The 26106-nt window shown below is 67.3% G+C and carries 14 protein-coding genes and 1 pseudogene; 6 read left to right on the plus strand and 9 right to left on the minus strand.

Annotation, left to right across the window (positions count from 1 at the left end):
• Nucleotides 1-152: 152 nt before the first annotated feature.
• The 3 genes from EV148_RS12225 (at nt 153) to EV148_RS12235 (ending at nt 6685) form a co-directional block, all read left to right on the plus strand.
• Complete coding sequence (locus EV148_RS12225) at nt 153-3239, plus strand: DUF3427 domain-containing protein (RefSeq protein ID WP_131998609.1); 3087 nt, start codon at nt 153-155, stop codon at nt 3237-3239.
• Between the two features lie 52 nt (nt 3240-3291).
• The gene (locus tag EV148_RS12230) at nt 3292-5166 is read left to right on the plus strand and encodes a DEAD/DEAH box helicase (protein WP_241988074.1); all 1875 of its coding nucleotides are present in this window, start codon (nt 3292-3294) and stop codon (nt 5164-5166) included.
• 154 nt (nt 5167-5320) lie between these two features.
• Nucleotides 5321-6685 (plus strand): SdrD B-like domain-containing protein, encoded by a 1365-nt coding sequence (locus EV148_RS12235; protein ID WP_158287452.1) that lies wholly within the window; start codon nt 5321-5323, stop codon nt 6683-6685.
• A gap of 726 nt (nt 6686-7411) precedes the next feature.
• Here EV148_RS12235 and EV148_RS12240 read toward each other — a convergent pair.
• From EV148_RS12240 to EV148_RS12275, 8 genes and pseudogenes are all read right to left on the minus strand, one after another.
• Nucleotides 7412-7534, minus strand: a pseudogene (locus tag EV148_RS12240) (transposase); the annotation flags it as partial.
• A gap of 322 nt (nt 7535-7856) precedes the next feature.
• The gene (locus EV148_RS12245) at nt 7857-9947 is read right to left on the minus strand and encodes an outer membrane protein assembly factor BamB family protein (RefSeq protein WP_158287453.1); all 2091 of its coding nucleotides are present in this window, start codon (nt 9945-9947) and stop codon (nt 7857-7859) included.
• Nucleotides 9948-10028: 81 nt separating this feature from the next.
• Nucleotides 10029-10184 (minus strand): hypothetical protein, encoded by a 156-nt coding sequence (locus EV148_RS12250; RefSeq protein ID WP_241988075.1) that lies wholly within the window; start codon nt 10182-10184, stop codon nt 10029-10031.
• A 7-nt stretch (nt 10185-10191) separates the two neighbouring features.
• A complete protein-coding gene (locus EV148_RS12255) occupies nt 10192-10731 on the minus strand; it encodes a nucleotidyl transferase AbiEii/AbiGii toxin family protein (RefSeq protein WP_131998617.1) in 540 nt (179 codons plus the stop codon).
• A 123-nt stretch (nt 10732-10854) separates the two neighbouring features.
• Complete coding sequence (locus tag EV148_RS12260) at nt 10855-14691, minus strand: methylmalonyl-CoA mutase family protein (RefSeq protein WP_131998619.1); 3837 nt, start codon at nt 14689-14691, stop codon at nt 10855-10857.
• A gap of 206 nt (nt 14692-14897) precedes the next feature.
• Entirely contained in the window at nt 14898-15779 is an 882-nt protein-coding gene (locus tag EV148_RS12265) for an Fpg/Nei family DNA glycosylase (protein WP_131998621.1), read from the minus strand.
• Nucleotides 15780-16050: 271 nt separating this feature from the next.
• Nucleotides 16051-16977: an alpha/beta hydrolase gene (locus tag EV148_RS12270; RefSeq protein ID WP_131998623.1), complete on the minus strand. Its 927-nt coding sequence runs from the start codon at nt 16975-16977 to the stop codon at nt 16051-16053.
• Between the two features lie 19 nt (nt 16978-16996).
• Complete coding sequence (locus EV148_RS12275) at nt 16997-17599, minus strand: TetR/AcrR family transcriptional regulator (RefSeq protein WP_131998625.1); 603 nt, start codon at nt 17597-17599, stop codon at nt 16997-16999.
• A 232-nt stretch (nt 17600-17831) separates the two neighbouring features.
• Here EV148_RS12275 and EV148_RS12280 point away from each other — a divergent pair, with 232 nt between their 5' ends.
• From EV148_RS12280 to EV148_RS12290, 3 genes are all read left to right on the plus strand, one after another.
• Nucleotides 17832-18935, plus strand: a complete 1104-nt coding sequence (locus tag EV148_RS12280; protein ID WP_131998627.1) for a Glu/Leu/Phe/Val dehydrogenase dimerization domain-containing protein — start codon at nt 17832-17834, stop codon at nt 18933-18935.
• 298 nt (nt 18936-19233) lie between these two features.
• Nucleotides 19234-20391, plus strand: a complete 1158-nt coding sequence (locus tag EV148_RS12285; protein WP_131998629.1) for an isovaleryl-CoA dehydrogenase — start codon at nt 19234-19236, stop codon at nt 20389-20391.
• Between the two features lie 82 nt (nt 20392-20473).
• Complete coding sequence (locus tag EV148_RS12290) at nt 20474-22003, plus strand: DUF3369 domain-containing protein (RefSeq protein WP_131998631.1); 1530 nt, start codon at nt 20474-20476, stop codon at nt 22001-22003.
• Between the two features lie 175 nt (nt 22004-22178).
• On the opposite strand, the gene EV148_RS12295 is transcribed toward EV148_RS12290, so the two are convergent.
• Nucleotides 22179-25946, minus strand: coding sequence for a two-component regulator propeller domain-containing protein (locus EV148_RS12295; RefSeq protein ID WP_131998633.1), 3768 nt, complete (start codon nt 25944-25946; stop codon nt 22179-22181).
• Nucleotides 25947-26106: the final 160 nt, after the last annotated feature.

The raw sequence follows: 26106 nt of genomic DNA on the forward strand, positions 1-26106 counted from the left end.
GTGCGGCGCCTCGTGCAGACACCGCGGTATTCCTGCCGGAGCGCACCCTATGCGCGACCGCACCTGCGAGAAGCCGCACCTCCTACCGCTCCGCACCGGCGTTGTTCATGCGTTCCCTTGGCGGCAACGCCCCGGGGCGCTAGCCTGGCAGCATGGGGAATCCGGTCCGTGGGCTGTACGAACAACTCGTGACGGCGGCGCTCGAGGAGCGGCTTGGCCGCATCGAGGCTGGCTTCGTGCCTGTTCGCAGCGCAATCGATCCCGCCGAAGCGCCCGATCGCATCGCGCTCCATCTCGGGCATCTCGTCCGCCGCGCCATCACCGGACTCGATGCGAAGGAGCGGACCCAAGTCGGCATGCGCCTCGCACGCGAGATCGGCGCACTGCTGCAGGATGCGAGTCGCGCCGTCGACGCGGGTGACCTGCCCTCCGCGGCCGGCGACTTGCTGCGCGCGATCGCCGGCACGAATCCCGACGGCTCGCCCGAGTCATTGTCGCAACCGGCGACCCCGTTGCTCGATACCACCCTACTGACCAATGCGCCCGGCGAGCCGCGCATCGGCTACCAGTTGCGCACCGAGATTCCTTCGGCGGATCGCATCGACGTGTTGATGGCCTTCGTCCGCCAGACCGGCATACGGCCGCTCATCGACCTGCTCCGTCGCCACGTCGACGCCGGGCGGCGCCTGCGCGTGCTGACGACGACGTACACCGGCTCGACCGAACTCGCGGCGCTGACGAGCCTGCGTGACGCCGGCGCGGAGATTGGCGTGTCCTACGACACCTCGACCACGCGCCTGCACGCGAAAGCCTGGCTGTTCCATCGCGCGACGGGATTCTCGACCGCGTTCATCGGCTCGTCCAATCTGACGCATTCCGCGCAGGTCAGTGGCCTGGAATGGAACGTGCGTATCTCGGGCGCGCGCAACCCCGACGTCATCGACAAGTTCGCCGCGATCTTCGACAGCTACTGGAACGGCGGCGAGTTCCGCGCGTTCGATGCCGACGAGTTCCGAGAACATGTGCAGTCTGCATCGAGCGGCCCTCGCGTCTACCTGAGTCCGATCGAGATCCGCCCGGAACCGTTCCAGGCGCGCCTGCTCGAACAAATTGAACTCGCGCGCCTGCAAGGCCGCCATCGCAACCTGCTCGTCTCGGCCACGGGTACCGGCAAGACCGTAATGGCCGCGCTCGACTACCAACGACTGCGCGCGCGGCTTCCGCGGTCGCGCCTGCTGTTCGTCGCGCATCGCCGTGAGATCCTCGACCAGAGCCTCGCGACATTCCGGCATGCGCTACGCGATGCAGCTTTCGGCGAACGCTGGGTCGGCGGCGAAAGGCCGCGACACTTCGAGCACGTGTTCGCATCGATCCAGAGCCTGACCGTATCCGGCCCGCAGCACATCGCGCCGGACCATTTCGACGTCGTCATCATCGACGAATTCCACCACGCGGCGGCGCGCACGTACGACGCGCTGCTCAAACATCTGCGACCGCGCGAACTTCTCGGCCTGACGGCCACGCCCGAACGCGGCGACGAGCAATCGATCCTGCACTGGTTCGACGACCGCATCGCGGCCGAGCTGCGCCTGTGGGACGCGATCGACCAGCACCGGCTCAGCCCATTCGCCTACTACGGCATCAGCGACGGCGCGGACTACCGCACCGTGCGTTGGGTTCGCGGCCGCGGCTACGACGCCGCCGAGCTCGGGAAGCTTGTCACCGGCGACCACGTGCTGGCGCGGCGCATCCTCCAGAAGACGCTCGACACCGTGCCCGACGCGACCAGCATGCGTGCGCTCGGCTTCTGCGTGTCAGTCGGCCATGCACGCTTCATGGCCGATCAGTTCCGGAACGCGGGCCTCGCGAGTATCGCGGTCAGCGCAGATACGACCGACGACGAACGACATCAGGCCCTCACCGACCTCGCCGCGGGCCGCCTGCGCGCGGTGTTTTCGGTCGACCTGTTCAACGAGGGCATCGACGTTCCCTCGGTCGACACGTTGCTGTTATTGCGCCCGACCGACAGCCCTACCGTGTTCCTGCAGCAGCTCGGCCGCGGATTGCGCCTGGAGGCCGGCAAGACCGTCTGCACCGTGCTCGACTTCGTCGGCCAGCATCGCAAGGAATACCAGTTCCACCGCCGCTTCGGCGCGCTCCTGCCCGGCGGCCGCAAGCAACTCATCCAGCAGATCGAAGCCGGCTTTCCGTTCCTGCCGAGCGGCTGCCACATGGAGCTCGATGCGGTCGCCGCGAGGACCGTGCTCGACAACATCCGCAGCAGCTTGCCGTCGACCTGGCCCGCCAAGGCGAGCGAGCTGCAACGCGTTGCGGATGGGGACGCGATCACGCTCAAGCGCTTCCTCGATGCGTCGGGTCTCTCGCTCGAAGACATCTACACGAACGCGCATTGTTGGTCGGACCTGCTCGCCGCGGGCGGCTTGCCGGTGCTCCCCGCGGGTCCCGCCGAAGTCGCGCTTCGTCGCGCACTCCGCCGCCTCGTGCATGTCGACGATCCGCTGCGGATCCGCTTCAACCAGGCCATGGCCCAACGCTCCGAGCCACCCGACCTCGCGAGCATGAGCCTGCACGATCGAAGGCTGTTCCACCTGCTCGCGACCATGCTGACCGAAAGCGTGGACGACGCGGGTGACACGCTCCCCAGCGCCGCAGCGCTCATCTGGCAGCATCCCCAGGTCCTGCTCGAACTCGGCCAACTGATGGACGTATTGGCCGACCAACTCGAGCACGTGCCACGTCCCATCGAAACCCGCCCGGACGTGCCGCTGTCCGTACACGCGCGCTACACGCGCCGCGAGATCCTCGCCGCCTTCGGCGACGGCACGCGCCTCAAGACACCCGAGTGGCGCGAAGGCACGCGCTGGCTGGCCGACGAGCAGGTCGACCTGCTCGCAATCACCCTCGACAAATCCAGCGGCCACTTCTCGCCGACCACGCGCTACCGCGACTATGCGATCAGCCGCGAGCTGCTGCATTGGGAGAGCCAGTCAACCACGCGCGCGGAAAGCGAAACGGGGCGGCGCTATCAGCAGCACGCCGGGCGCGGCAGCATCGTGCTGCCATTTGCACGCATGACGACCGACGATCGCGCCTTCTGGCTGCTGGGTCCGGCGACGTACGTCAGCCATGAAGGCGAGCGGCCGATGGCGATTACCTGGAAGCTCGTCGAGCCGCTGTCAGGCGACCTGTTCGCGAGATTTGCAGCGGCGGTGAGCTGACCTTGGACGAAATCGAGGTATCTTTCCCGAAGCAGAAAAATGCACTGACGCCATGGGCCTGTTGATTCCCAATCGTAGCGCATGCCTGCCCCGGATGACCTCGGGCGAGCGGCGTTTTGCCCTGCGCCTCGAAGACAAGCTCGGGTCCGACTATCTCTGCTGGTACGACGTCGCCGTAGGCCCGCAGCAGCGGCACCCCGATTTTGTCGTGCTCCACCCGAGCCTGGGTTTCCTGATACTGGAGGTCAAGGATTGGAAACTGGAAACGATCGTCGAACTGTCGCGCGACAGCGCCGTCCTGCACACGGAGCGCGGACGTGTGGTCGAGAACAATCCGTTCAAGCAAGCGCGTGGCTATGCGCTCGAGGTCGTCAAGCTATTGGAGCGCGATCCGGCACTCATACAGCCGCATGACCATCCCAAGGCGGGCAAACTCATCATGCCGTGGGGATGGGGCGTCGTGCTCGCGAACATCACGCGACACCAGTTCGAGCAGGCGGGACTCGACACCTTCATCCCATCGGGAAACGTCATCTGCAAGGACGAGATGACCGAAAGCGTCGATCCCGATGCCTTCCAGAAGGCGCTTGCCGACATGTACCTGATGCCGTTCCTGTGCCGCCTGACGGAGCCGCAGATCGACCGCGTTCGCTGGTCGCTTTTCCCCGAGCTGCGGCTTCCGCAGCAGGGCTCGTTGTTTGGCGCACCTGCGGCTACCTCAGAGCGTCCCGAGGATGTTCCCGACATCGTCCGCATCATGGACCTGCAGCAGGAACAACTCGCGCGATCACTCGGTGATGGGCATCGCGTGATACACGGCGTCGCCGGCTCCGGCAAGACGATGATCCTCGGCTATCGATGCCTTGCGCTTGCGCAGAAGTATGCCAAGCCGATCCTCGTTCTTTGCTTCAACAAGACGCTGGCGGCACGGCTCGAACAGATCGTCCAAGCCCATGGCATTCATGACAAGGTTGCGGTCAAGCACTTCCATGGCTGGTGTGCACAGCAACTGGACACGTATGCCGTAGCGCGGCCCGAACCCGACACGCCGCACTATTTCGACGCGCTCGTGCAGGCCGTCATGGACGGCGTGGAGCACGATGCGATTCCGAGGGCGCAATATGCGGCCGTCCTCATCGACGAGGGACACGATTTCAAACCGGAATGGCTGCGCCTCATCGTGCAAATGGTCGACAAGGAGACCAATTCCCTGCTCGTCCTCTACGACGATGCGCAGAAGATATACGAGGAGAACCGGCAGGCGCGCAAGTTCAGCTTCGCCAGCGTTGGGATCCAAGCCCAGGGCCGCACGACGATCCTGCGCCTCAATTACCGGAACTCACTCGAAGTGCTCGCTACCGCGAAAGCCTTCGCACAGGAGCTCATCGCCGAAATCGCGAGCGACGAGGACCATGTGCCCCTCATTGCCCCGGAAAGCGCCGGTCGGCGAGGACCCCTGCCAGAGCTCATCGCATGCAAGGACGTCCGGGAGGAAGGCCGGTGCATCGCCGGTCGCATCAAGGACGCCCTCGGCGGTGGCGCGCAACCGAACGACTTCGCCGTACTGTGCCCATCGAAGTCGATCGCCAGGATCATCTCCGCCGAATTGACGAAGAACGACGTTCCGTCCATCGTTGCATCGGGCGCGATGAAGAGGCATATCTTCAGCGGAGAACCTGCCGTGAAGATCATGACGATCCACTCCAGCAAGGGACTCGAATTTGAAACGGTATTCATCCCGGCCGTCTGCGAGGTGGCGGGCTTCGGCTCCGCTTCGGCCGATTCGATGGCGAGCGGCGCAAAGCTGCTCTACGTCGGAATGACACGCGCCCTCGGCAGGCTCGTGATGCTGCACCATCGTGCGGGACCGATACCGGAACGCCTGGACGCAGCCATCCGCGAAGTTCGAGAGCGACTTGCCGCTTAGCCTCGGTGAGCCCCACCACGCTCAAGGCCGTTAGTTGCGTAAGCTACGCTCCACCCATCACGGGGACCGGCGGGCGCGAGGGATGGATGTGCGGGAACATGGCCTCCGGCGGCACGAAGTTGCGTATTGGGTCGAAATCGGCTGGAGAAGACGCATGACCGCATCGATCACCGGGGGGATGTGCATCCTGTCGCTCGAACCTGTCGCCAACGTTGGTCGGCCCCGGCTTCGCCCACACGCCCTTCGCTATCACGCATCCGGACACGGCCGCGGCTTTTTTCGCCTGCTTGCCGCGGCATTGCTGCTGCTGGCGACACTCTTCGCGATCGTCCTGGCGCCACGACCGGCCATGGCGCAATTCGGCACGACGACCCTCGCCGGCAAGGTATGGCGCGACCTGGACCGCAATGGCATCCGGGAGAACGAGGAAGTCGCGCTAGGCGTCTCGGACATCACCATGGAGTTGTGGAACCACGATGCCACCCAGCTCCTGTCCTCGACCGTGACCGATGCGAACGGGAACTATGCGCTCTCCACCTTCGTCGCTGGCGGGCGGAGCGTGCGGGTTCGCGTCATCTACCCCCCGAGCACCTTCACGCTGGCGCCGATGCACACCACGGACAACGGGGCCATCGACAGTGATTTCAACACCTCCGGGGCGTTCACCGGCTTCACCGATATCATCATCGTATTCCCCGGCGGAACGACCACCGCGATCGATGCCGGACTCGACCCGATCGATATTGCAGTGGGCAATTTCACCTGGCTGGACGTCAATGCCAACGGCCTGCAGGATGCTGGTGAACCGGGCATGCCCGATGTCCAGGTCGAGATCTGGAGCGAGGCCCGGACCGTACGCTACGACACGGCGACCTCATCGCCCATCGGCGTCTACCAGGTTTCCGCGCCAGGCTACGGCCGCTATCGCCTGAAGTTCTCGCAGCCCGCCGGCACCACGTTCACCCCGCGTGATATCGGCGAGAACGACCTGCTGGACAGCGACGTGATCGCCGCAGGGGCCGACACGGGCTGGACGACCATCCTGGAACTCGCGCGCAACGTGATCTCCGTCACGAGCGTCGATGCCGGCTACCAGGCGCCCCAGGCCGTCGATGCGCGCGTCGAGTACGAGAACGTGCCAGGTATCGTCTTTCCGGGCTCCACCGCCACCTGGACACTCCGGGTTCGCCATGGCTTCGGAGCCGCCATCGGCACCGCCCGCATCGGCGTCAGCGCACCCGACGGTACCGGAACCCCGGCCTGGCAATGCACGCCATCCGGCGGCGCCACCTGCCCCTCCATGGGCACCGGCGTCATCGACCAGGTGCTCGCCCTGCCCGCCGGTTCGGCGCTGCGCTACGACTTCAGCGCCGTCATCCTGCCCGGCAACCACCCCGTGATTTCCCAGGTCGCGAGCGTCGAAGTGCTCGGCAGCCAGGTCGACTTCGTGCCCGCGAACAACGAAGCGCTGCTGTCGATGCGCAACGACCGGCTGTTCGCCGATGGCTTCGATCCGTAGGCGCGAAAACCGGGGGCAGAGTCGACTTTTTCCTACGCGCAAGCCCATCAACCCACAGTCGGAAAGATCCGCCTTCTCCAAAATGCCGCAAATGAACTCGGTAAACGACGGCTTGCCGGAGCCTGTATGAGGCGAGTGAATTTCGCTATCTATGCGGTTGTTTGCACCGCGCTTTCGCTATCGTGGATGGCAAGATATTCTTGGTACCATCCGGTAGCATGGTTGTCGATGGAGTGTTTAGCTGCCACAAAATGGTGGGTGCTAGGGATTTGGTTGGTGGTACTGCTCATCGCAAGGCCATGGTCCTCCGATGATTAAGTCCAAACTTGAGCGCGTGACGGCTCCCGGGACAGAGGCCTTCGGTGCGCGTCAAGATAGTTGGCGCCTCATTCATGCCACCGATCGCCTATCGTTCATTCGTCGATGGCGTTCGATCGCGTTGCAGCAACCGTGTCGCGCTCTGGGGTTGAGCGTAATGGCACCGATGGGCGTCCAGTTCCTCACGGTGTCGCCGAAGCCGTTGGACTGCTTGCGCTATGCGCACACCGTTCCTGCTGCGCTCGGACAACGGCCTGGTGTTCATGAGGAATGACCAGTTCTCGCGCCACGACGGCCGCCGGCTTGCCGGACGTTCGAAGCAGCCGAACCGCTTCGCGCCCGTCCCGGCGGACCTCGTTGGTGCAAGAAAACGGAAGATTCAAGCGGATAATTCCTCCCTTTGTTCCACTCCGTCTCCAGCTCCTTCAGCCGCTTCGCCTCCGGCACGCTCAGGCCGCCGAACTTGCTCCGCCACAGGTAGTACGACGCCTCGCTGAAGCCGTGCTTGCGGCACAGGTCCTTCACCGCCATGCCGGCCTCTGCCTCACGCAGGAAGCCGATGATCTGCTCTCCGCTGAATCGCTTCTTCACGTCCAACCTCCTCTTCGGTGGGGATTGGACTCCAGATCGGCGTGCTACTCAAAATCGGGGGGACGTCGGTAGGAAATTTCCTACATGGAAGGATCGAGGGGTTTAGGGGAGAGCGTTGGGGTGGTGAGGCAAGGTTTCCCTCACCCTGGCCCTCTCCCGCGAGCGGGAGAGGGGAACACGCTGCTGAGGGCGGTGTCGCGGGGCGCCCTCACCCTTCCCTCTCCCGCAAGCGGGAGAGGGGACAACCAGGCGGCGCGATGCGTCAACCGTCGAAGCCGTTGGCGAACAGCTCGTCGACGGCGATGAGGAAGCGGAAGGCGCCGGCCGAGCTCACGCCGCCGACGAACCATTGGCCGCTGACGGGCTGCGTCGCGAGCTGGTTGTGGGCGCCGAAGTCGCTGCCGAGGAAATCACTGCTCGCACGCACCTGGCCGTCGGCGCCGTCGAGCACGACGAGGCGGCCGCCGACGGAGACGGCGAGCGCGTGGATGGTGCCGAGTTCCTGCACCGCTTCGATCGGCTCGCCGAGGTCGAACTGGCGGAGCACGTCGCGTGTGGTCGCGTCGTAGAAGACGAGTTGCGCGCCGCTGAAGACGACGAACTCGCGGCCGTTCACGCCGTCGAGCAGCGTCGCGCCGTCGATGGGCTCCTGCATCGGCAGCGACCAGGCCAGGAGGTGCGTGGTTGCGTCGTAGGCGCGCAACGTGGTGCCGAGCACGGCGACCAGCAGGCGCGAGCCGCCGCCGAAGTCGCCCGCCATCGTGCCGACGCACGGGCTGCCCATGAGCACCGACATCCACGACGATTGTCCATCGGCGAGGCCGAACGTGAGCAGGCGCGATCCACCCGATTCGAGCAGGCAGGCGATGCCCGTGTCCGGCGCACCGCCGGCGCGAGGTACCGTCGAAACGGTATCCACTTCACGGCCCTCGAGCGGATGTCCCGGGTCTGCGTCGATCTGCCAGCGCATCGCATGCGTCGCATCGTCGATCGCGACGATGACCGGGCGGTACGCGCGCTCGCCTGCGACGATGAAGCCGGAACCCGCTCCCGTGTCGGGGAGCGAAATCGACGCAACCGGTGCTTGCGGAAGCGCACTGTCGTCCATGGCGGACTGCCACAGCACGGCACCGGTCGCGCCATCGAGTTGCGTCCATGCCGGGCCAGCGGAGAACGGCGCCGTCGCGCCGAACAGGAAGCGCATGACGCCCGGCGACCCGCTCGACGCTGCGCTCGGGCCAACATACGGCGCCGACGGGCCGCGGTCGAGCTCCCACACGGTCGAGCCGTCCACGGGGTTGTAGAGCGCGAAGATCTCGTCGCCGAGGAAGTCTGCCTGCATCGCCGCATGGGCGATCTCGCGGACACCGTCGTGATCGAGGTCGACGGCGCCGACGGCGGCGCTGGAGTAGGAAGCATGCGGAATGCTCAGCGTGACCGTGTGCGTCTGGCCGTCGACGATGTTCACTCCGCCGAATTGGGCGTCGCCTTCGATGATGTCGTCCTTGCCGTCGCCATTGAAGTCGTACGCGGCGACCGCGCCGACATTGAACACGGAGACGTCCCAGAGCGGCGAGTAGGGTTCGCTCTGGAACACGCCCATCGCGTTCCATGCGTGCGCGCCGAGGAACTGCGGCGTGGCGCCGCCGTGGTAGGGGGAAAGGTAATCACCGAAACCATCCTTGTACGTCCACTCGGTCGCGTGCGTGGCGCCGTCGATGATGAGACCGGGCACGCCGCCGACGATGATTTCGAGCGCGGGGTCCGCATCGAGCTGCGCCAGCAGCAGGTCGCCTGCGCTGATGCTCGAGTCCGTCCAGCGGACGGCGAGCGTAGCAAGGTCGAGCACCTGCAGGCCTCCCGACCATGCAGAGAGGGCGACGATTTCCTCGTTGCCATCGTGGTCGACGTCACCGATCGCGGCCGCATGGATCGGGAAGCCGAGGTCGAATGAACGCACCCGTTGCAGCGGCCAGCCGGCGAGTTCGTACGCCTTGCCATCGGAGTTGAACACGTACAGATGCGTTTGGCCGCCTTGCGCATGCGTGAAGATCCGCGGTGCACCAAAGCCACCGCCCGGCAGCACGAGCAGTTGCTTGGAAACGTAGTTGCCGGCGCGCCGGCCGTAGACCTGTACCAGGAGGTCTGCGCCCGCCTGGCCGCCGAGCACGACGTCGTCGGCGCCGTCATGGTCGAAGTCCGCCACCGCGAACGGCCCGCGCATCAAGGGATCGAAGCTCAGCGAGAGGCGACCGAGCTCCTGGATCGTCGGCACCGCCGTCGCGGCGGCGACGGTGCCGGAAACGCCGGTCGCGAGGGCGGCGGCGAGCGTCATGGGCACGACGGAGCGCATGGGAATCCTTGCCATTCTGGAGAAGGCGCGAAGATACAGGAAGCGGCCGCGCTCCGGGGAGGTGCGTCGCGACCGAGTCGATCAGAGCAGGAAGATCGCGTGCGACCGTGGGACCGACCGCTCCGGCCACACCGGGCAGAGCGCCTCGACGGCTTCCATCAGCTCGACCCAGTCGGCCAGATCGCCAGCGCTCCGCGGCGGTGCTGAAGGCACGACGGTGCCTGCAATGGGCTGCATGGGACGATCAGTTCTCGTCGATGTCGGCTTGGGCGAGGAGTTCATCGAGCAGGGCCTTGCGATCGAACAGCGCGAAATACTCGCGCACTTCACCGATATTGAGGCGGCCGCGCTGTGCCCGCAAGAGTGCGCGGATGTCGTCGAGGTCGCGCGTCCGAGCGGGATTATTGACGAGTGCCTGCAGCTTGAAGCCGATCAGGCCTTCGGCGCTCACCACGCGAAGGGGGCCGAGCGCCGTCGCGCGTTCGCTCGCTTCGGCGAGCAGGCGCCGCGCGATCGGCCGGCGCGCCACGATGACATCGAGGCCTTCGTCGCCGCGTACATAGTTGGCGGCGTCTTCGCTGCGATGGACGCAACGGTAACCGAGGCCGAGCAGGATGGCGTGGACGTGGTCCGCGTCCTGGGCGTCGACGAGGAAGTCGACGTCGCGCGTGGCGCGGACGACCTGGTGTACGGCGAGCGCGAGGCCTCCGATCAACGCCGGCGGCGTTTCGCACTCGGCGAACGCGCCGACGGCTTGCTTGATCTGGTCGACGAGGCGGGACATCGCGAGTGCTAGCCTCGCTTCATGGGGTGCTTTCGCGAAGTGCCCCCACCTTGCCCTCTCCGGCGAGCAGGAGAGGGGAAAGATGCGGCGCGTGCGCTTTGACGGTTGCCGTGGCGCATGGCTCTACATGTTGCGGCGGTACTCGCCACCCACGTCGTAGAGCGCGTGGCTGATCTGGCCGAGGCTGTGCGTCTTCACCGCTTCCATGAGCGCGGCGAACACATTCCTGCGGTCGCGCGCGGTGTCCTGCAGGTAGGCGAGGCCGTGGCCGTCGTGGACGAAGTTGTCTTCCTCGTCACTACCGGCGGTGTGCGCGTGCGAGGTTTCGCCGCTCGGCGCGAGCGCGTTGCGGTTGGCCTGCCAGGCGCGCACGTTGGCGATCTGCTGCGCCTTCTCCTCCTCGGTACTGCGGATCAGTTCGATCTCGGTGACGATGTCGCCCGCGTGTTCCTTCGGCAGGAAGGTGTTGACGCCGACGAGCGGCAGGCTGCCGTCGTGCTTCTTGTGTTCGTAGTAGAGGCTCTCTTCCTGGATCTTGCCGCGCTGGTACATCGTGTCCATCGCGCCGAGCACGCCGCCGCGCTCGCTGATCGCCTCGAACTCCTTGTAGACGGCTTCCTCGACGAGGTCGGTGAGCTTGTCGACGATGAAGCTGCCCTGCCAGGGGTTCTCGCAGAAATTGAGGCCGAGTTCCTTGTTGATGATCATCTGGATCGCGACGGCGCGGCGCACGCTTTCCTCGGTCGGCGTGGTGATCGCCTCGTCGTACGCGTTGGTGTGCAGCGAGTTGCAGTTGTCGAACAGCGCGTACAAGGCCTGCAGGGTCGTGCGGATGTCGTTGAACTGGATCTCCTGCGCGTGCAGCGAGCGGCCGCTGGTCTGGATGTGGTACTTCATCATCTGGCTGCGCTCGTTCGCGCCGTAGCGCTCGCGCATCGCGCGCGCCCAGATGCGGCGCGCGACGCGGCCGATGACGGTGTATTCAGGGTCCATGCCGTTGGAGAAGAAGAACGACAGGTTCGGCGCGAAGTCGTCGATCTTCATGCCCCGCGCGAGGTAGTACTCGACGATCGTGAAGCCGTTCGACAGCGTGAAGGCGAGCTGGCTGATCGGGTTCGCGCCGGCTTCGGCGATGTGGTAGCCGGAGATCGACACCGAGTAGAAGTTGCGCACCTTCTTCTCGACGAAGTACTGCTGGATGTCGCCCATCATGCGCAGCGCGAACTCGGTCGAGAAGATGCAGGTGTTCTGCGCCTGGTCTTCCTTGAGGATGTCCGCCTGCACGGTGCCACGCACGGTGGAGAGCGTTTCGGCCTTGATGCGCGCATAGGTGTCGGCGTCGACGACCTGGTCGCCGGTGACGCCGAGCAGGCCGAGGCCGAGGCCGTTGTTGGTCGGCGGCAGTTCGCCGTGGTAGCGCGGGCGCACGCGGCCTTCGAACAACTTGGCGATCGTCTTCTCGGCTTCCGCCCAGCGTGCGGGATCTTCCTTGAGGTACTTCTCGACCTGCTGGTCGATCGCGGTATTCATGAACATCGCGAGGATGATCGGCGCGGGGCCGTTGATCGTCATCGACACCGATGTCGTCGGCGCGCAGAGGTCGAAGCCGGAATACAGCTTCTTCATGTCGTCGAGCGTCGGGATGTTGACGCCCGAGTTGCCGATCTTGCCGTAGATGTCCGGGCGCGGCGCCGGGTCCTCGCCGTACAGCGTGACGCTGTCGAACGCGGTCGACAGGCGTGCCGCGGGCAGGCCCTGGCTCAAGTAATGGAAGCGGCGGTTGGTACGCTCGGGCGTGCCCTCGCCCGCGAACATGCGGATCGGGTCCTCGCCGCTGCGGCGGTACGGATACACGCCACCGGTGTACGGGTAGTAGCCCGGGAGGTTTTCCTTCTGCAGGAACGTGAGAAGCTCGCCCCAGCTCCGGTAGGTCGGCGCGGCGATCTTCGGGATCTTCTGGTGCGAGAGCGATTCGCGGTAGTTCTCGACGCGGATCGTCTTGCCGCGCACTTCGTATTCGTTGACCTCGTCGACGATCGACTTCAGGCGCTGCGGCCATTCGCGCAGCAGTTTCTGCGCATCGGACGAGAGCGACTGCACCGCATCGTTGTAGCGCTGGCGCAAGGTCACGAGCGAGCGGTCGACCGTCGGCAGCGAACCCATCGAGGCACCGTGCGCCGCGGCGCGCTCTTCTTCCTCGCGGCGCAGCTCCCAGTTGAACTTCTGCTTGCGGCGGTCACCCGTGTTCGCGCGACGCTCCCCGCAGGCGGGGAAATCCGCCGCCGAGGAATCGCGCGGCACGTGCAGGTCGTCGGCATCGTAGAGGTCCAGCGCCTTCGGCAGCTTCGGGTCCTCGAGGTCGCGCAGCGCCTGCCAGTACGACTGCGCGCGGTCGGCGATCTCCGATTGTTTCTCGATCGTCGCGTTGATGCCGCGCCCCTGCTCGGCGATCTCGGCGAGGTAGCGCACGCGGCTGCCCGGGATGAGCACGGTCGCGCGCGGTTCCTTCAGCGAGGTGTCGAAGCGTGGCATCCAGTCGATGCGGGGGGAAGAAAGGGTGGCAGGGTCGTTTTTCCCCATGTCGGCGTTCGAAGCGGCCGGGTCGGAAGAATGACTCTGACCCCGATTCTTCTCTCCCGCGGGAGACGCATCGGCGCCGAGGTGGAGCTTCGTGCGCAGCAGGCGGCACAGGTTCGTGAACATCCAGGTCACGCCCGGATCGTTGAACTGGCTCGCGATGGTCGGGTAGACCGGGATGTCCTCGTCCTTCAGCTGGAACGCGACGCGGTTGCGCTTCCACTGCTTGCGCACGTCGCGCAGCGCGTCCTCGGCGCCGCGCTTGTCGAACTTGTTGAGCACGACGAGCTCGGCGAAGTCGAGCATGTCGATCTTCTCGAGCTGGCTCGCCGCGCCGTAGTCGCTCGTCATCACGTACATCGGAAAGTCGACGAGGTCGACGATCTCCGAATCACTCTGGCCGATGCCGGCGGTTTCGACGATGACGAGGTCGTAGCCCTGCCCCTTGAGGAACGCGACGCAGTCCTTGAGCACGATGCTCGTCGCCGCGTGCTGGCGGCGCGTCGCCATCGAGCGCATGAACACGCGATGGCTGCGCAGCGAGTTCATGCGGATGCGGTCGCCGAGCAGCGCGCCGCCGGAGCGGCGACGCGTCGGATCGACCGCGAGCACGGCAATGCGCATCTGCGGGAATGCCTGCAGGAAGCGCAGCATGAGTTCGTCAACGACCGAGGACTTGCCGGCGCCGCCGGTGCCGGTGATGCCGACGACGGGCGCTCCGCGCCCGCGGGAGTGGGGATTTTGGAATCGGGAATGGTCACGCCCGGCAGCCCATTCCTTGCGCAGCTTGGCGAGGTCGGCTTCGCTGAAGCTGCCGTTCTCGATGGCGGTGAGGATTCGGCCCACGGCGATCTCGTCGTCGATGTCGACGAACGCGGCCGAGTCCGCTTTCGACCATTCCCTGTTCCCTGCTCCCGATTCCCGGCTGCACGCCGTGCGCGCCATGACGTCCTCGATCATCGCGACGAGGCCCATGTGCATGCCGTCGTTCGGATGGTAGATGCGCTCGACGCCGTAGGCCTGCAGCTCGCGGATCTCTTCCGGCGTGATCGTGCCGCCGCCGCCGCCGAACACGCGGATGTGGCTCGCCCCACGCTCCCTGAGCATGTCGACCATGTACTTGAAGTACTCGACATGGCCACCCTGGTAGCTCGACAGCGCGATCGCGTCGGCGTCTTCCTGCAGCGCGGCGCGCACGACGTCCTCGACCGAACGGTTGTGGCCGAGGTGGATGACTTCCGCACCCTGCGACTGGATCAGCCGCCGCATGATGTTGATCGCGGCGTCGTGTCCGTCGAACAGGCTGGCCGCGGTGACGAAGCGCAGCGGCGCCTGCTCGGCCGAAGCCTCGTGGAGGGGAAGATTCCGGGCGGTCGTGCTCATCGGCGCGGTCGGTTGGGAGAGAGAGGATGAATTGTAACGCCATGCGCCAGGCGGACGCCCGTACGGCCCCGTTGCGATGTGGAAACCGCCGTGGGAGCGCACCCCGTGCGCGACTGCAGCACCCGAATCTTGCCGCGTCACCGGTCGCCCGCAGCGTGACTCCTGCAACCACGTCGGGCCGTCGTCGGCATAGGCGGCATTGGCGGTCAGCCGAGGTCGTCGACGTGCTTGGGCCAGCTGTCCTTGAGCAGGCGGCTGAATGCGCGATCGGCGAGCAGGCGGCCGCCGGTCTGGCAGCGCGCGCAGTAGTTCGCCTCGTTGTCCGCGTAGACGATGCGCTGCACCGGCGAACCGCAGACCGGGCACGGCTGGCCGTAGCGGCCGTGCACGGCCATCTCCGGATGGAACGCAGTGACCTTGTCGGGCCAGGCGCCCGCTTCGGCGCGCAGGCGCACGGTCCATTCGTCGAGCACGGTGCGCGTGGCGATGTAGAGGCGCTCGATCACCGCCTCGTCGAGCGACTGCGTGAGCGCGAACGGCGACAGCTGCGCGCGATGCAGGATCTCGTCGCTGTACGCATTGCCGATGCCGCTGAATGCGCGCGGATCGGTGAGCGCGCGCTTGAGCGTATGGTTCTCGCGCACGAGCCGTTCGCGGAACGCGGCGAGATCGGCGACGAACACGTCGATGCCGCCGGGATCGAGCGCCGCGAGCGCATCCGCTCCCTCGACGACATGGATCGACGCACGCCGTTTCGTGCCCGCTTCGGTCAGCACGAGCTGGCCATGATCGAACGCGAATGCGGCGAGCGTGATTCGCCCGGCTAGCTTGGCGTGCGGCGCGAGCCAGCGCAGCCGGCCCGCGATCATGAGATGGATGACGAGGAACAGGCTGCCTTCGAACTCGAGCACGACGCGCTTGCCGAGGTTGCGCGCATCGACGACCGCGCGCCCTTCGAGCGCGCTGGCCGGCGGCACCGCCGTGCGCAGCACGAAGGCGTTGAGGATGCGCACGGTGCGCAGCGCCTCACCCTGCAGCACGTCGCGGAGGCGTTCGACGTAGACGGTGATGTCGGGCAGTTCGGGCACGGCGCGCTCGTCCGCGGCGCGGCCGGTTGCGCCGGTGGGTCATGGTAGCGGCGATGCATGGGGATTGCAGGCTGGCCCCCCAGATGGCACCGCGACTGAAGTCGCTCCTACACGGAACCCGTAGAGTCCCGGAACACGTGTAGGGCGGTACGCGCGCAGCGCGTGCCGCCGTCCACCCTTCACCCGAGGCAGGAGCATCTCGCCTCCCGGCTCCCACGGGAGCCCTCGACGCGTTACGCATCGTCGACACGCGCGCGGTGTACGAGCCGCCTCAGCAGAAACCGTAAGGCAGGTTCGGCGAAGACACGACGCGCTCGCCGACCGTCTCGCCGCGCAGGAAGCGCAACGCGCCGTCGATCACCGCCGCATCGTCGACGACGCGGTGATGGCCGAGCCCCGTCGTCGTGAGCAGTCGCGCGGCCGGCCAATGGCGCGCGTAGCGCTCGCCTTCCGCCCACGGCACTTCGCGGTCGTCGAGGTCGTGCACGACGAGCGCCGGGCATGCGATCGCGGGCGCCTTGAGATGCGCCTGCAGGCTCGCGACGCGCAACGGGTGCTTCGCTTCGTATTCGTCGAACAGGTGCGAGCGCAGGTATTCGGCGAGACCGACGAAGCGGCCGAAGCGCGAGGCCGCGTCGAGCGGATCGGCCGCGGGCGCGACGAGGATCGCACGCTCCGCCGCCACCCCGTCGGCGAGCGCGAGCGTGGCCGCCGCGCCGCCGAGCGAGTGGCCGATCACCGCTGCGGCTGGACCGTGGCGACGCGCGACCTCGGCGAGCACGGCGGCGAAATCGGGCAAGGTCGTGCGTCGACCGCTGCTGCGGCCATGGCCGACCTGGTCGAAGCCGACGATTGCGTAGCCGGCCGCGCGCAGCGGCGCGATCCACGCGAGGAACCGCGTCGCGTGGCTCGACCAGCCGTGCGCGAGCAGCACATAGGGTTGCCGCGAAGGATCGCCCCAGGTGTAGACGGCGACCTGCTCGCCGCCGATCGCGAGCGAACCGAGCGTGGCGCCGCCGATGTCGGTCGCCAGTGCGCGCCGGCGCGTGATCGACAGCGGCGTGCAGAACAGGCGCCATGCGCGGCGCAAGGTCGCGGTCGGGCGCAGCCAGCTGCCGAGGGCGAAGCATGCCCGCAGCAACGCGAAGCGAATATTACGAACGATCGTGCTATTTCTGGCGGCAGCAAGGGTGGCCATGGCAAACCTCGATCAAAACTCAGGGGGAGTGGGCGGCGAACAGGCGCTCGATCGCGCGCTCGGCCTGCGTGCGCGCGAGCTTGGGATCGAACAGGCGGGTGTCGTGGTGCAACGCGAGCGCGATGCCGAAGATCTCGAACGAAATCTGTTGCGGATCGGTGTCGGCGCGCAGCTCGCCGCTGTCGATCGCCATCTGCGTCGCGCGCGTGGTGTCGCTGCGCCAGCGCTGCACGCGCGCGACGACCGCGTCGTGCAGCGGACCGGGGCGCGAGTCGTACTCGCTGATCGCCGACATCACGAGGCAACCGTGCTGGTTTTCCCGCACCCAGTCGAACCAGCCGTCGATGATCGCGCGCAGGCGCACGAGGCCGCGCGGCTTGCGCAGCGCGGGAACCAGCACGAACTCGCCGAAGCGGCGGCCGCCTTCGTCGAGCACGGCGAGCTGCAGGTCCTCGCGCGAACCGAAATGCGCGAACACGCCGCTCTTGGACATGCCGACCGCCTGCGCGAGGTCGCCGATGGAAAGTCCCTCGAGACCCTGGCGGCTCGCGATCGCGTACGCGCGATCGATGATGAGCTCGCGCGTCGCGGCACCCTTGCTGCTGGCGGGTTGGCTGGCCATGGCGAAAAAATAGTACGATCGTTCGTGTTTTTCAACCCCTGTCCCCGCCGGAGGTGCGGCCACTGTCGCCGCCGGGCAGGGGGGACTACACTACGCGCCGCATTTTGCCGGCCCCGCCCCGGCGATCCGCAAAAAAACCAAATTCCGTTCAATCACTTGCCGCTCGTCTTCGCCCGACTACGCGATCGCGCACCGGGGCCGGACGAGTCTTTCCGCGTCGCCAGGAGCAGCCATGATTTTCGAAACCGTCTCGCAGACCGGCCATGAGCAGATCGTCTTCTGCCACAGCAAGGACGCCGGCCTGAAGGCCATCATCGCGATCCACAACAGCGTGCTCGGCCCCGCCCTCGGCGGCCTGCGCATGTGGCCGTACAAGAGCGAAGCGGAAGCGCTCAACGACGTGCTGCGCCTGTCGCGCGGCATGACGTACAAGAACGCTGTCGCCGGCCTCAATCTCGGCGGCGGCAAGGCGGTCATCATCGGCGATCCGAGCAAGGACAAGTCCGAGGCGCTGTTCCGCGCGTTCGGCCGCTTCGTCAACTCGCTCAACGGCCGCTACATCACGGCCGAGGACGTCGGCATCGACGTCAACGACATGGAGTGGGTGTTCCGCGAGACCGAGTTCGTGACCGGCGTGCACCAGGTGCACGGCGGCTCGGGCGATCCGTCGCCGTTCACCGCCTACGGCACCCTGCAGGGCCTGATGGCGACGCTCAACAAGAAGTACGGCAACGAGGACGTCGGCAAGTACAGCTACGCCGTGCAGGGCGCCGGCCACGTCGGCATGGAGTTCATCAAGCTGCTGCGCGAACAGGGCGCGAAGGTGTTCGTCACCGACATCAACAAGGAGCTCGTGCAGCGTGCAGTCGACGAGTACGGCTGCACCGCGGTCGGCCTCGACGAGATCTACGACGTCGATGCCGACGTCTACAGCCCGTGCGCGCTCGGCGGCACGCTCAACGAGAAGACGATCGACCGCCTCAAGGCGAAGATCGTCTGCGGCGCGGCCAACAACCAGCTCGCGACCGACGCGATCGGCGACGAGCTGACCAAGCGCGGCGTGCTCTACGCGCCCGACTACGCGGTCAATGCCGGCGGCGTCATGAACGTGTCGCTCGAAATCGACGGCTACAACCGCGAACGCGCGATGCGCATGATGCGCACGATCTACTACAACCTGTCGCGCATCTTCCAGATCGCCGAGCGCGACAACGTCCCGACCTACAAGGCCGCCGACCGCATGGCCGAGGAGCGCATCAGCGCGATCGGCAAGATCAAGCTGCCGACGATGGGCAACAACGGCCCGCGTTTCCTCGGCCGCATGCGCGGGCAGTAACCGTCGTAGGGCGGTACGCGCGAAACGCGCGTGCCGCCGTCGCGACGCCGCGGCGGGGACGCGCGCTTCGCGCTCGACCCACGCCCTGCGAGGCGGTACGCGCGAAAGCGCGTGCCGCCGTCGCAAGACCCTCGGCGGGACTCGCGCTTCACGCTCGACCCGCCCCACCCGCCCGACCCGTCCAACCTGCTTCTCCGTACCGCGGAGAACGGCGATATCCCCCGTGATGGGGCCGCGCGTTTGCGGTCGCGGCTGCAACCGTTACTATCCGGTTTTTCCCGACCACGGCGAGTCGTCCATGCGCCCTTTCCCCCTCGGTGAAGAACTCGACCTGTTGCGCGAGAGCGTGCGCGCTTTCGCCGACAAGGAGATCGCGCCGCGAGCCGACCTCATCGACCGCGAGAACGCATTCCCGCACGACCTGTGGGCGAAACTCGGCGACATGGGCCTGCTCGGCGTCACCGTGTCGGCCGACTACGGCGGATCGGAACTGGGCTACCTCGCGCACGTCGTCGCGATGGAGGAGATCTCGCGCGCGTCCGGTTCGGTCGGCCTGTCCTACGGCGCGCACTCGAACCTCTGCGTCAACAACATCTACCACAACGCGAGCGAAGAGCAGAAGCAGAAATACCTGCCCAAGCTCTGCAGCGGCGAGTACGTCGGCGCGCTCGCGATGAGCGAACCGGGGGCCGGATCCGACGTGGTCGGTTCGATGACCTGCCGCGCCGAGCTGCACGGCGACACCTGGGTCGCGAACGGCTCGAAGATGTGGATCACCAACGGCCCCGACGCCGACGTGCTGCTCGTCTACATGCGCACCGCGCACCGCCCGGCCGGCTCGCGCTGCATGACCGCGTTCATCGTCGAAAAGGGCATGAAGGGTTTCTCGACCGCGCAGAAGCTCGACAAGCTCGGCATGCGCGGCAGCAACACCTGCGAACTCGTGTTCGACAACTGCGAGATCCCCGACAGCCAGCGCGTCGGCGAGGTCAACGAGGGCGTGCGCGTGCTCATGAGCGGCCTCGACACCGAGCGCCTCGTGCTCTCCGGCGGCCCGATCGGCCTGATGCAGGCGGCGATCGACGTCGCGATGCCGTACGTGCGCGAACGCAAGCAGTTCAACGCGCCAATCGGCACGTTCGGCCTCATGCAGGGCAAGATCGCCGACATGTACACCGCGCTGCAGTCGTCGCGTGCCTACGCCTACCTCGTCGCGCAGAACTACGACCGGGGCGAGAAGTCGCGCATCGACCCCGCCTCGTGCCTGCTGCACGCCTCGCAGAGCGCGGTGCAGGTCGCGCTCGAGGCGATCCAGGCGCTCGGCGGCAACGGCTACATCAACGAGTATCCCACCGGGCGCATCCTGCGCGATGCCAAGCTCTACGAGATCGGCGCGGGCACCAACGAAATACGCCGCATGCTGATCGGCCGCGAGCTGTTCCACGGCAAGTCCTGAGGCCCCCGGCCCGGGCCGCCCGCCGGGCTTCCGGCGTCGTCGCTTAGGAGTACACTGGCCCCGTCCACTGGTGGGGGGCGTCGTGGGCAGAGCGGACGACAATCTGCAGTTCACCTCCATCGAGGCACGGGACACCGCGCCCACGTGGAAGATCCTGATCGCGGACGACGAGCCCGAGGTGCACGACGTCACGCGGCTCGTGCTCGGCAGCTTCCGCTTCGCCGACCGCAAGCTCGAATTCCTCAGCGCGCACAGCGCGGCCGAAGCGCGGCGCGTGCTCGAGCAGCACCCGGACATCGCCGTGCTGCTGCTCGACGTCGTCATGGAATCGGAACAGGCCGGCCTCGCGCTCGTGCGCAGCATCCGCGAAGAACTCGGCAATCCCTTCGTGCGCATCGTGCTGCGCACCGGCCAGGCCGGCCAGGCGCCCGAGCACGAAGTCATCGCCGCCTACGACATCAACGACTACAAGGAAAAGACCGAGCTCACCGCGTCGCGGCTGGCGACGACGATGTACTCGGCGCTGCGCGCGTACCGCGACATGCGCGCGATCGAGGCACACCGCATCGGCCTCGAAAACGTGATCCGCAGCTCCGCGCGCATCTTCGCGCGGCGCGACACGCGCGACTTCGCCAATGCCGTGCTCGACCAACTGGTCGAGCTGGTCGGGCTCGAGCGCGGCGCGCTGTACTGCACGATCGATCGGCGCCGCGAGACCGAGCCGGAGCACTTCCGCATCGCCGCGACGAGCGGCGACTATCGCCGCCTGCAGAACGACGACGCCGCCCAGGCATTGCCGGGGCCGATCGTCGCGGCGATGCGCGACGCGTACCGCGACAAGCGCCACCAGTTCGCGCGCGACCACTACGTGCTGCACTTCATCGACAGCCACCAGACCGAGAGCCTGCTGTTCGTCGGCGAGGCGTGGAACCTGTCGCCGCTCGACTACAAGCTGGTCGAGCTGTTCTGCACCAACGTATCGATCGCGTTCGACAACCTTCACCTCAACGACGAGTTGCTCTCGTCGCAGCTCGAGATGGTCTACCTGCTCGCGGGCGCCGCCGAGACGCGGTCGCAGGAAACCGCCAACCACGTGCACCGCGTCGGCCTGCTCGCCGAAATGCTCGGCCACGCGCTCGGCCTGCCGCCCGCGATGGCCGAGACCTTGCGCTACGCCGCGCCGCTGCACGACATCGGCAAGATCGGCATCCCCGACACGATCCTCAACAAGCCCGGCCCGCACACGCCCGAGGAAACGGTGGTCATGCGCACCCATGCCGAACTCGGCGCGCGCCTGCTCGGCAATTCCAGCCGGCCGGTGCTGCGCCTGGCCGCGGAGATCGCCGCCTCGCACCACGAGAACTGGGACGGCAGCGGCTATCCCAGGGGCCTCGCCGGCGAAGCGATCCCGATCGGCGGACGCATCACGATGGTCGCCGACGTGTTCGACGCGCTCGGCAGCAAGCGCTGCTACAAGGACCCGTGGGACTCGGCGCGCATCCGCGCGTTCATGCTCGAACACCGCGGCACGAAGTTCGATCCGGATGTCGTCGATCGGCTGTTGGAGCATTGGGACGAGGCGCTCGCGTTGCGCCGCGAATTGCCTGATTGAGCCGTGCGGTCGGCGGCACGCGCTGCGCGCCTTGATCCACCCTGCCGTCCGCCGCCCCGACGGAACGCGCCTGCGCTACCTTCTGTAGGCGCACCCCGTGCGCGACCGTAGCGCCTCACTGCGACGCCGCGGTCACCCATGGATGGACTCCTGCGGCCGGCATGCCCCGCCATCCTCACGACCGCTGCTGCAGCACCTCGCCGCCGAAGCGGATCACGAAACGCGTGCCCTGCCCCGGCGCGCTTTCGCAGTCGATGTGGCCGTGCAGGACCTGCGAGACGAGGCTGTAGACGATGTGCATGCCGAGCCCGGAGCCGCCCTGGCCGCGCCGCGTGGTGAAGAACGGCTCGAAGATGCGCGCGCGCACGGCGTCGTCCATGCCGCGGCCGTCGTCGCGATAGTCGATCTGCACGATGCGGTTCTCGAACGTGACCTCGATGCGGATCGTGCCGGCGTCGCCTTCGACGAAGCCGTGCATGAGCGAGTTCATGACGAGGTTCGTGACGATCTGGTACAGCGCACCGGGCGCGGTCTCGATGATGAGGCCGGCCGGGCAGTCGAGCACGGCGCGGTGCGCGGTCTTCTTCAGGGTCGGCCCGAGCGTGGTCAGGATCTCGTTGAGGCAGACGCCGAGGTCGACCACGCGCCGGTCCTCGCTCGACTGGTCCACCGCGACCTGCTTGAAGCTCTTCACGAGGCGGTCGGCGCGCTGCAGGTTGCGCAGGATCATGTCCGAGCTTTCGCGCGCGGTGCGCTGGAACTCCTCGAGATCGGCGTTCGCGAGCGCGCCCTCGCCGATCAGGCGCGAGATGCGCTGCGCTTCCTCCTGCAGGTGCGAAGCCGCGGTCACGCCGATGCCGAGCGGCGTGTTGATCTCGTGCGCGATGCCGGCGACGAGGCCGCCGAGCGATGCGAGCTTCTCCGCCTCGAACAACTGGCGCTGCGCGAGGGTGAGCCGTTCGAGCGTGCTGCGCAGCTCCAGGTTCGCGTTCTGCAGCGCCGCGGTGCGCTGCTCGACGCGCGACTCGAGCTGCTCGTTGAGCGCGCGCAGCGCGGCGAGCGCCTGGTTGAGCGCGTTGATGTCGGAGGTGGTGCCGCTCATGCGCCTGGCGCCACCGGCCTCGTCGCGTTCGACGATGCGCCCGCGCGTGAGCACCCACACCCAGTCGTGCCGCGTGTCCTGCGTGCGATAGCTAGCCTCGAACGTCGGCACGCGCCCGGACAGGTGCGCGCCGAGCGCCCGCTCGAAGCGCTCGAGGTCGTCCGGATGCACGAATGGCCGGTACGTCGCCAGCGAGTGCTCGCCGACTTCGTGCGTGACGGCGAGGTGCTCGAGCTGGTTGTCGCGGTGCATGCGCCCGGTGGCGAGGTCGATGTCCCACAATTCGCTGCCACTGCCCCAGAGCGCGAGCTTGAGCCGCTCCTCCGACTGCCGAACGGTTTCCTGCACCGCGTCGCGTTCGCGCCGCGCGCGGCGCGCTCGCAGCCAGACGAACGCGGCCAGCATCGCCGCGCAGATCGCGTAGGCGGCGAGTGCCGCCGGCGAGAGCCACGGCGCGGGCAGCACGGTCAGTGACAGCGTCGCTTCCTCGTCGCCCCAGGGCTGGCCCGGGTAGCGCGCGCGCACGCGGAAGCGGTAGTCGCCCGGCGGCAGGCGCGTATACGTCGCCGTGCGCAGGCTCGCATCGGTTTCGATCCAGTCCGCATCGTGCGGATCGAGCCGATAGGCGAAACGCAGGCCCGCCGGCGCGAACGCGGACGGCGCGCCGTAGTTGATCGACAGCATGCTCTGATGGTGGTTGAGGCGCACGTTGCCGCCGCTCCACGGCGCCTGCTCGAGCGGCGAGTCCGGATCGCGCCAGCGCGGGAGCACGGGCGTGTTGAACAGGCGCAGTTCGGTCAGCACCGGCTCGGGCACCGGCAGCGCCGGGATCTGCGCGGGATCGAAGATCGTCGCGACCGTCGCGCCGCCGAACACGATGCGCCCGTCGCGGCCCTGGTCGGCTGCGCCGATGAAGTAGCCGCTCGCCGAGGCGCCCTGGTCGGACCCGACGTTGACGATGCCGCGGTCGTGCGGGTCGTAGCGCGAGATGCCGACCGTCGTGCTCATCCAGATGCGCCCCTGGGCATCCTCGGCCAGTGCGCCGATCGCGTCGGCGGCGAGGCCCGCATGCGTGTCGATCGTCTCGAAGCGCGCACCGGCCGGGTCGAGCGCGAGCAGGTGCGCGAGGCCACCGCCGCGCGTGCCGATCCAGAGTTCGCCGCGGCGGTCACGGCGCAGGTCGGTCACCGTGTTGCTCGGCAGCGAGGCCGGATTGCGAGGATCGCTCGCGAAATGGCGCACGTGGCCGCTGACCGGATCGAGCAGGGCGAGGCCGCCGCGTTCGGTGCCGAGCCAGATCCGGCCATGCTGCGCCTCGAGGATCGCGTACACGCCGCCGGGCGCGAGGCTGTTCGCGACGCCTTCGGCGTGGGCGTAGTGGCGGAATTCGCTGCACCCGTCGCAGAGCGCATCGACACCCGTGTCGGTGGTGCCGATCCATAGCGTGTTCGCCGCGTCCAGATACAGGCGCAGGAGATTGTTCGAGGCGATGCTGCGCGGATCGGCCGCATCGTGCTGGTAGTGCTCGAACGCGTGCGCCTGCCGCCGCAGGCGATCGAGGCCGCCGCCGCGCGTGGCGATCCACAGCGAGCCGTCTCGTCCGCGCACGGTCGAGACGACGAAGTTGTGCGCGAGGCTGGTCGGATCGCGCGTGTCGTGGGCGTAGTGTTCGAGCAGGCCCTCCTCGAGATCGAAATGGCTGAGGCCGCCGTTCTCGGCCGTGCTGAACCAGAACGTGCCATCGTCGTCCGCGAGCACCGACAGGATCGAAGCGCCCGGCAGCGAGCGGCCGCCACCGCCGGTGTGCACGGAGACGAAGCCCGCCGCCCGCGGGTCGAACACGCTGATGCCGTTGCTCCAGGTGCCGACCCAGATCTGGCCGTCGCGGTCCTCGAACACGCTGAAGGCGCGGTTGCCGGCGAGCGAACCCGGTTGCTCGGGCGCGTGGGTGAAGGTTTCCAGCCGCCGCGTGCGCGGGTTGAGGCGCGAGAGGCCGGCGTTCTCGCTGCCGAACCAGATCGCGCCGCTGCGATCGATGCGCAGCCCGGTGAGGTCGGTGTCGTCGAGCGACGGCGAGGTCTGCGCGTCGTAGTGTTCGATCTCCTCGCCGTCGGCGCCGAAGTGGAACAGGCCCTGCTTGGTCGCGGTGAGCCAGACCTCGCCGGTTTCGGTGGTAGCGATCGTGCGCACGACGAGGTGCGTGCCGGAGCGCGGCATCCACTCGCGCAGCGTGCCGTCGGCCGGATTGCATTCGAACAGGCCGGCCATGGTGCCGGCCAGCAGGTGGCCGTCCGCGCGCTCGGCGAGCGCATTCGTCCGCAGCAGCGCATCGCCACGGCACGGCGACTCCACGAACGCGCCGCGCGCTTCGTCGAAACGCTGCAGGCCATGGTTGCGCGCGGCGACCCAGAGCGTGCCGGTTGCGTCCTCGAGCAGCGCGCTGACGTACTCGCTGCCGATCGCGCCCTCGCGCGAGCCATCGGGCACGAAGTTGTCGAAACGGTCGAGTTGCTCGTCGTAGCGGCTGAGGCCGCCGCTGGTCGTGCCGATCCACAACCGTCCGCGGCGATCGACGAGCAGGCGGTGCAGGTTGTTCGCGGCGAGAGACGAAGGATCGCCGCGATCGTGCTTGTAGACGCGGAAGCCGTAGCCGTCGAAGCGATCGAGGCCGTCCTGGGTGGCGACCCAGATGAACCCGTGGCGGTCCTGCGCGACGTCGATGCCGCTCGCCTGCGACAGGCCCTGCTCGACGCCGATGTTGCGGAAGCGGACGCGCTCGACGCCGTGGTTGTCGCGACCCTGCGCATGCGCGATCGCGCCGGCGCCCGCCAGCACGACCATCGCGATCCAGCATGCTGCCCGTCGCACCGCGCGGCGCCCCCTGTCATGCCTGGGGCGAGGCTAGCCCGCGACGAGCGCCGAATACAAGGATCGCGCGCAGGCCGTGCAATTGTCGCAGCGCAGCAGGACGCGCATAATCGGGATCTCATCCGGCCACGTG

The sequence above is a fragment of the Dokdonella fugitiva genome, from assembly GCF_004342425.1.
Lineage (GTDB): Bacteria > Pseudomonadota > Gammaproteobacteria > Xanthomonadales > Rhodanobacteraceae > Dokdonella_A > Dokdonella_A fugitiva.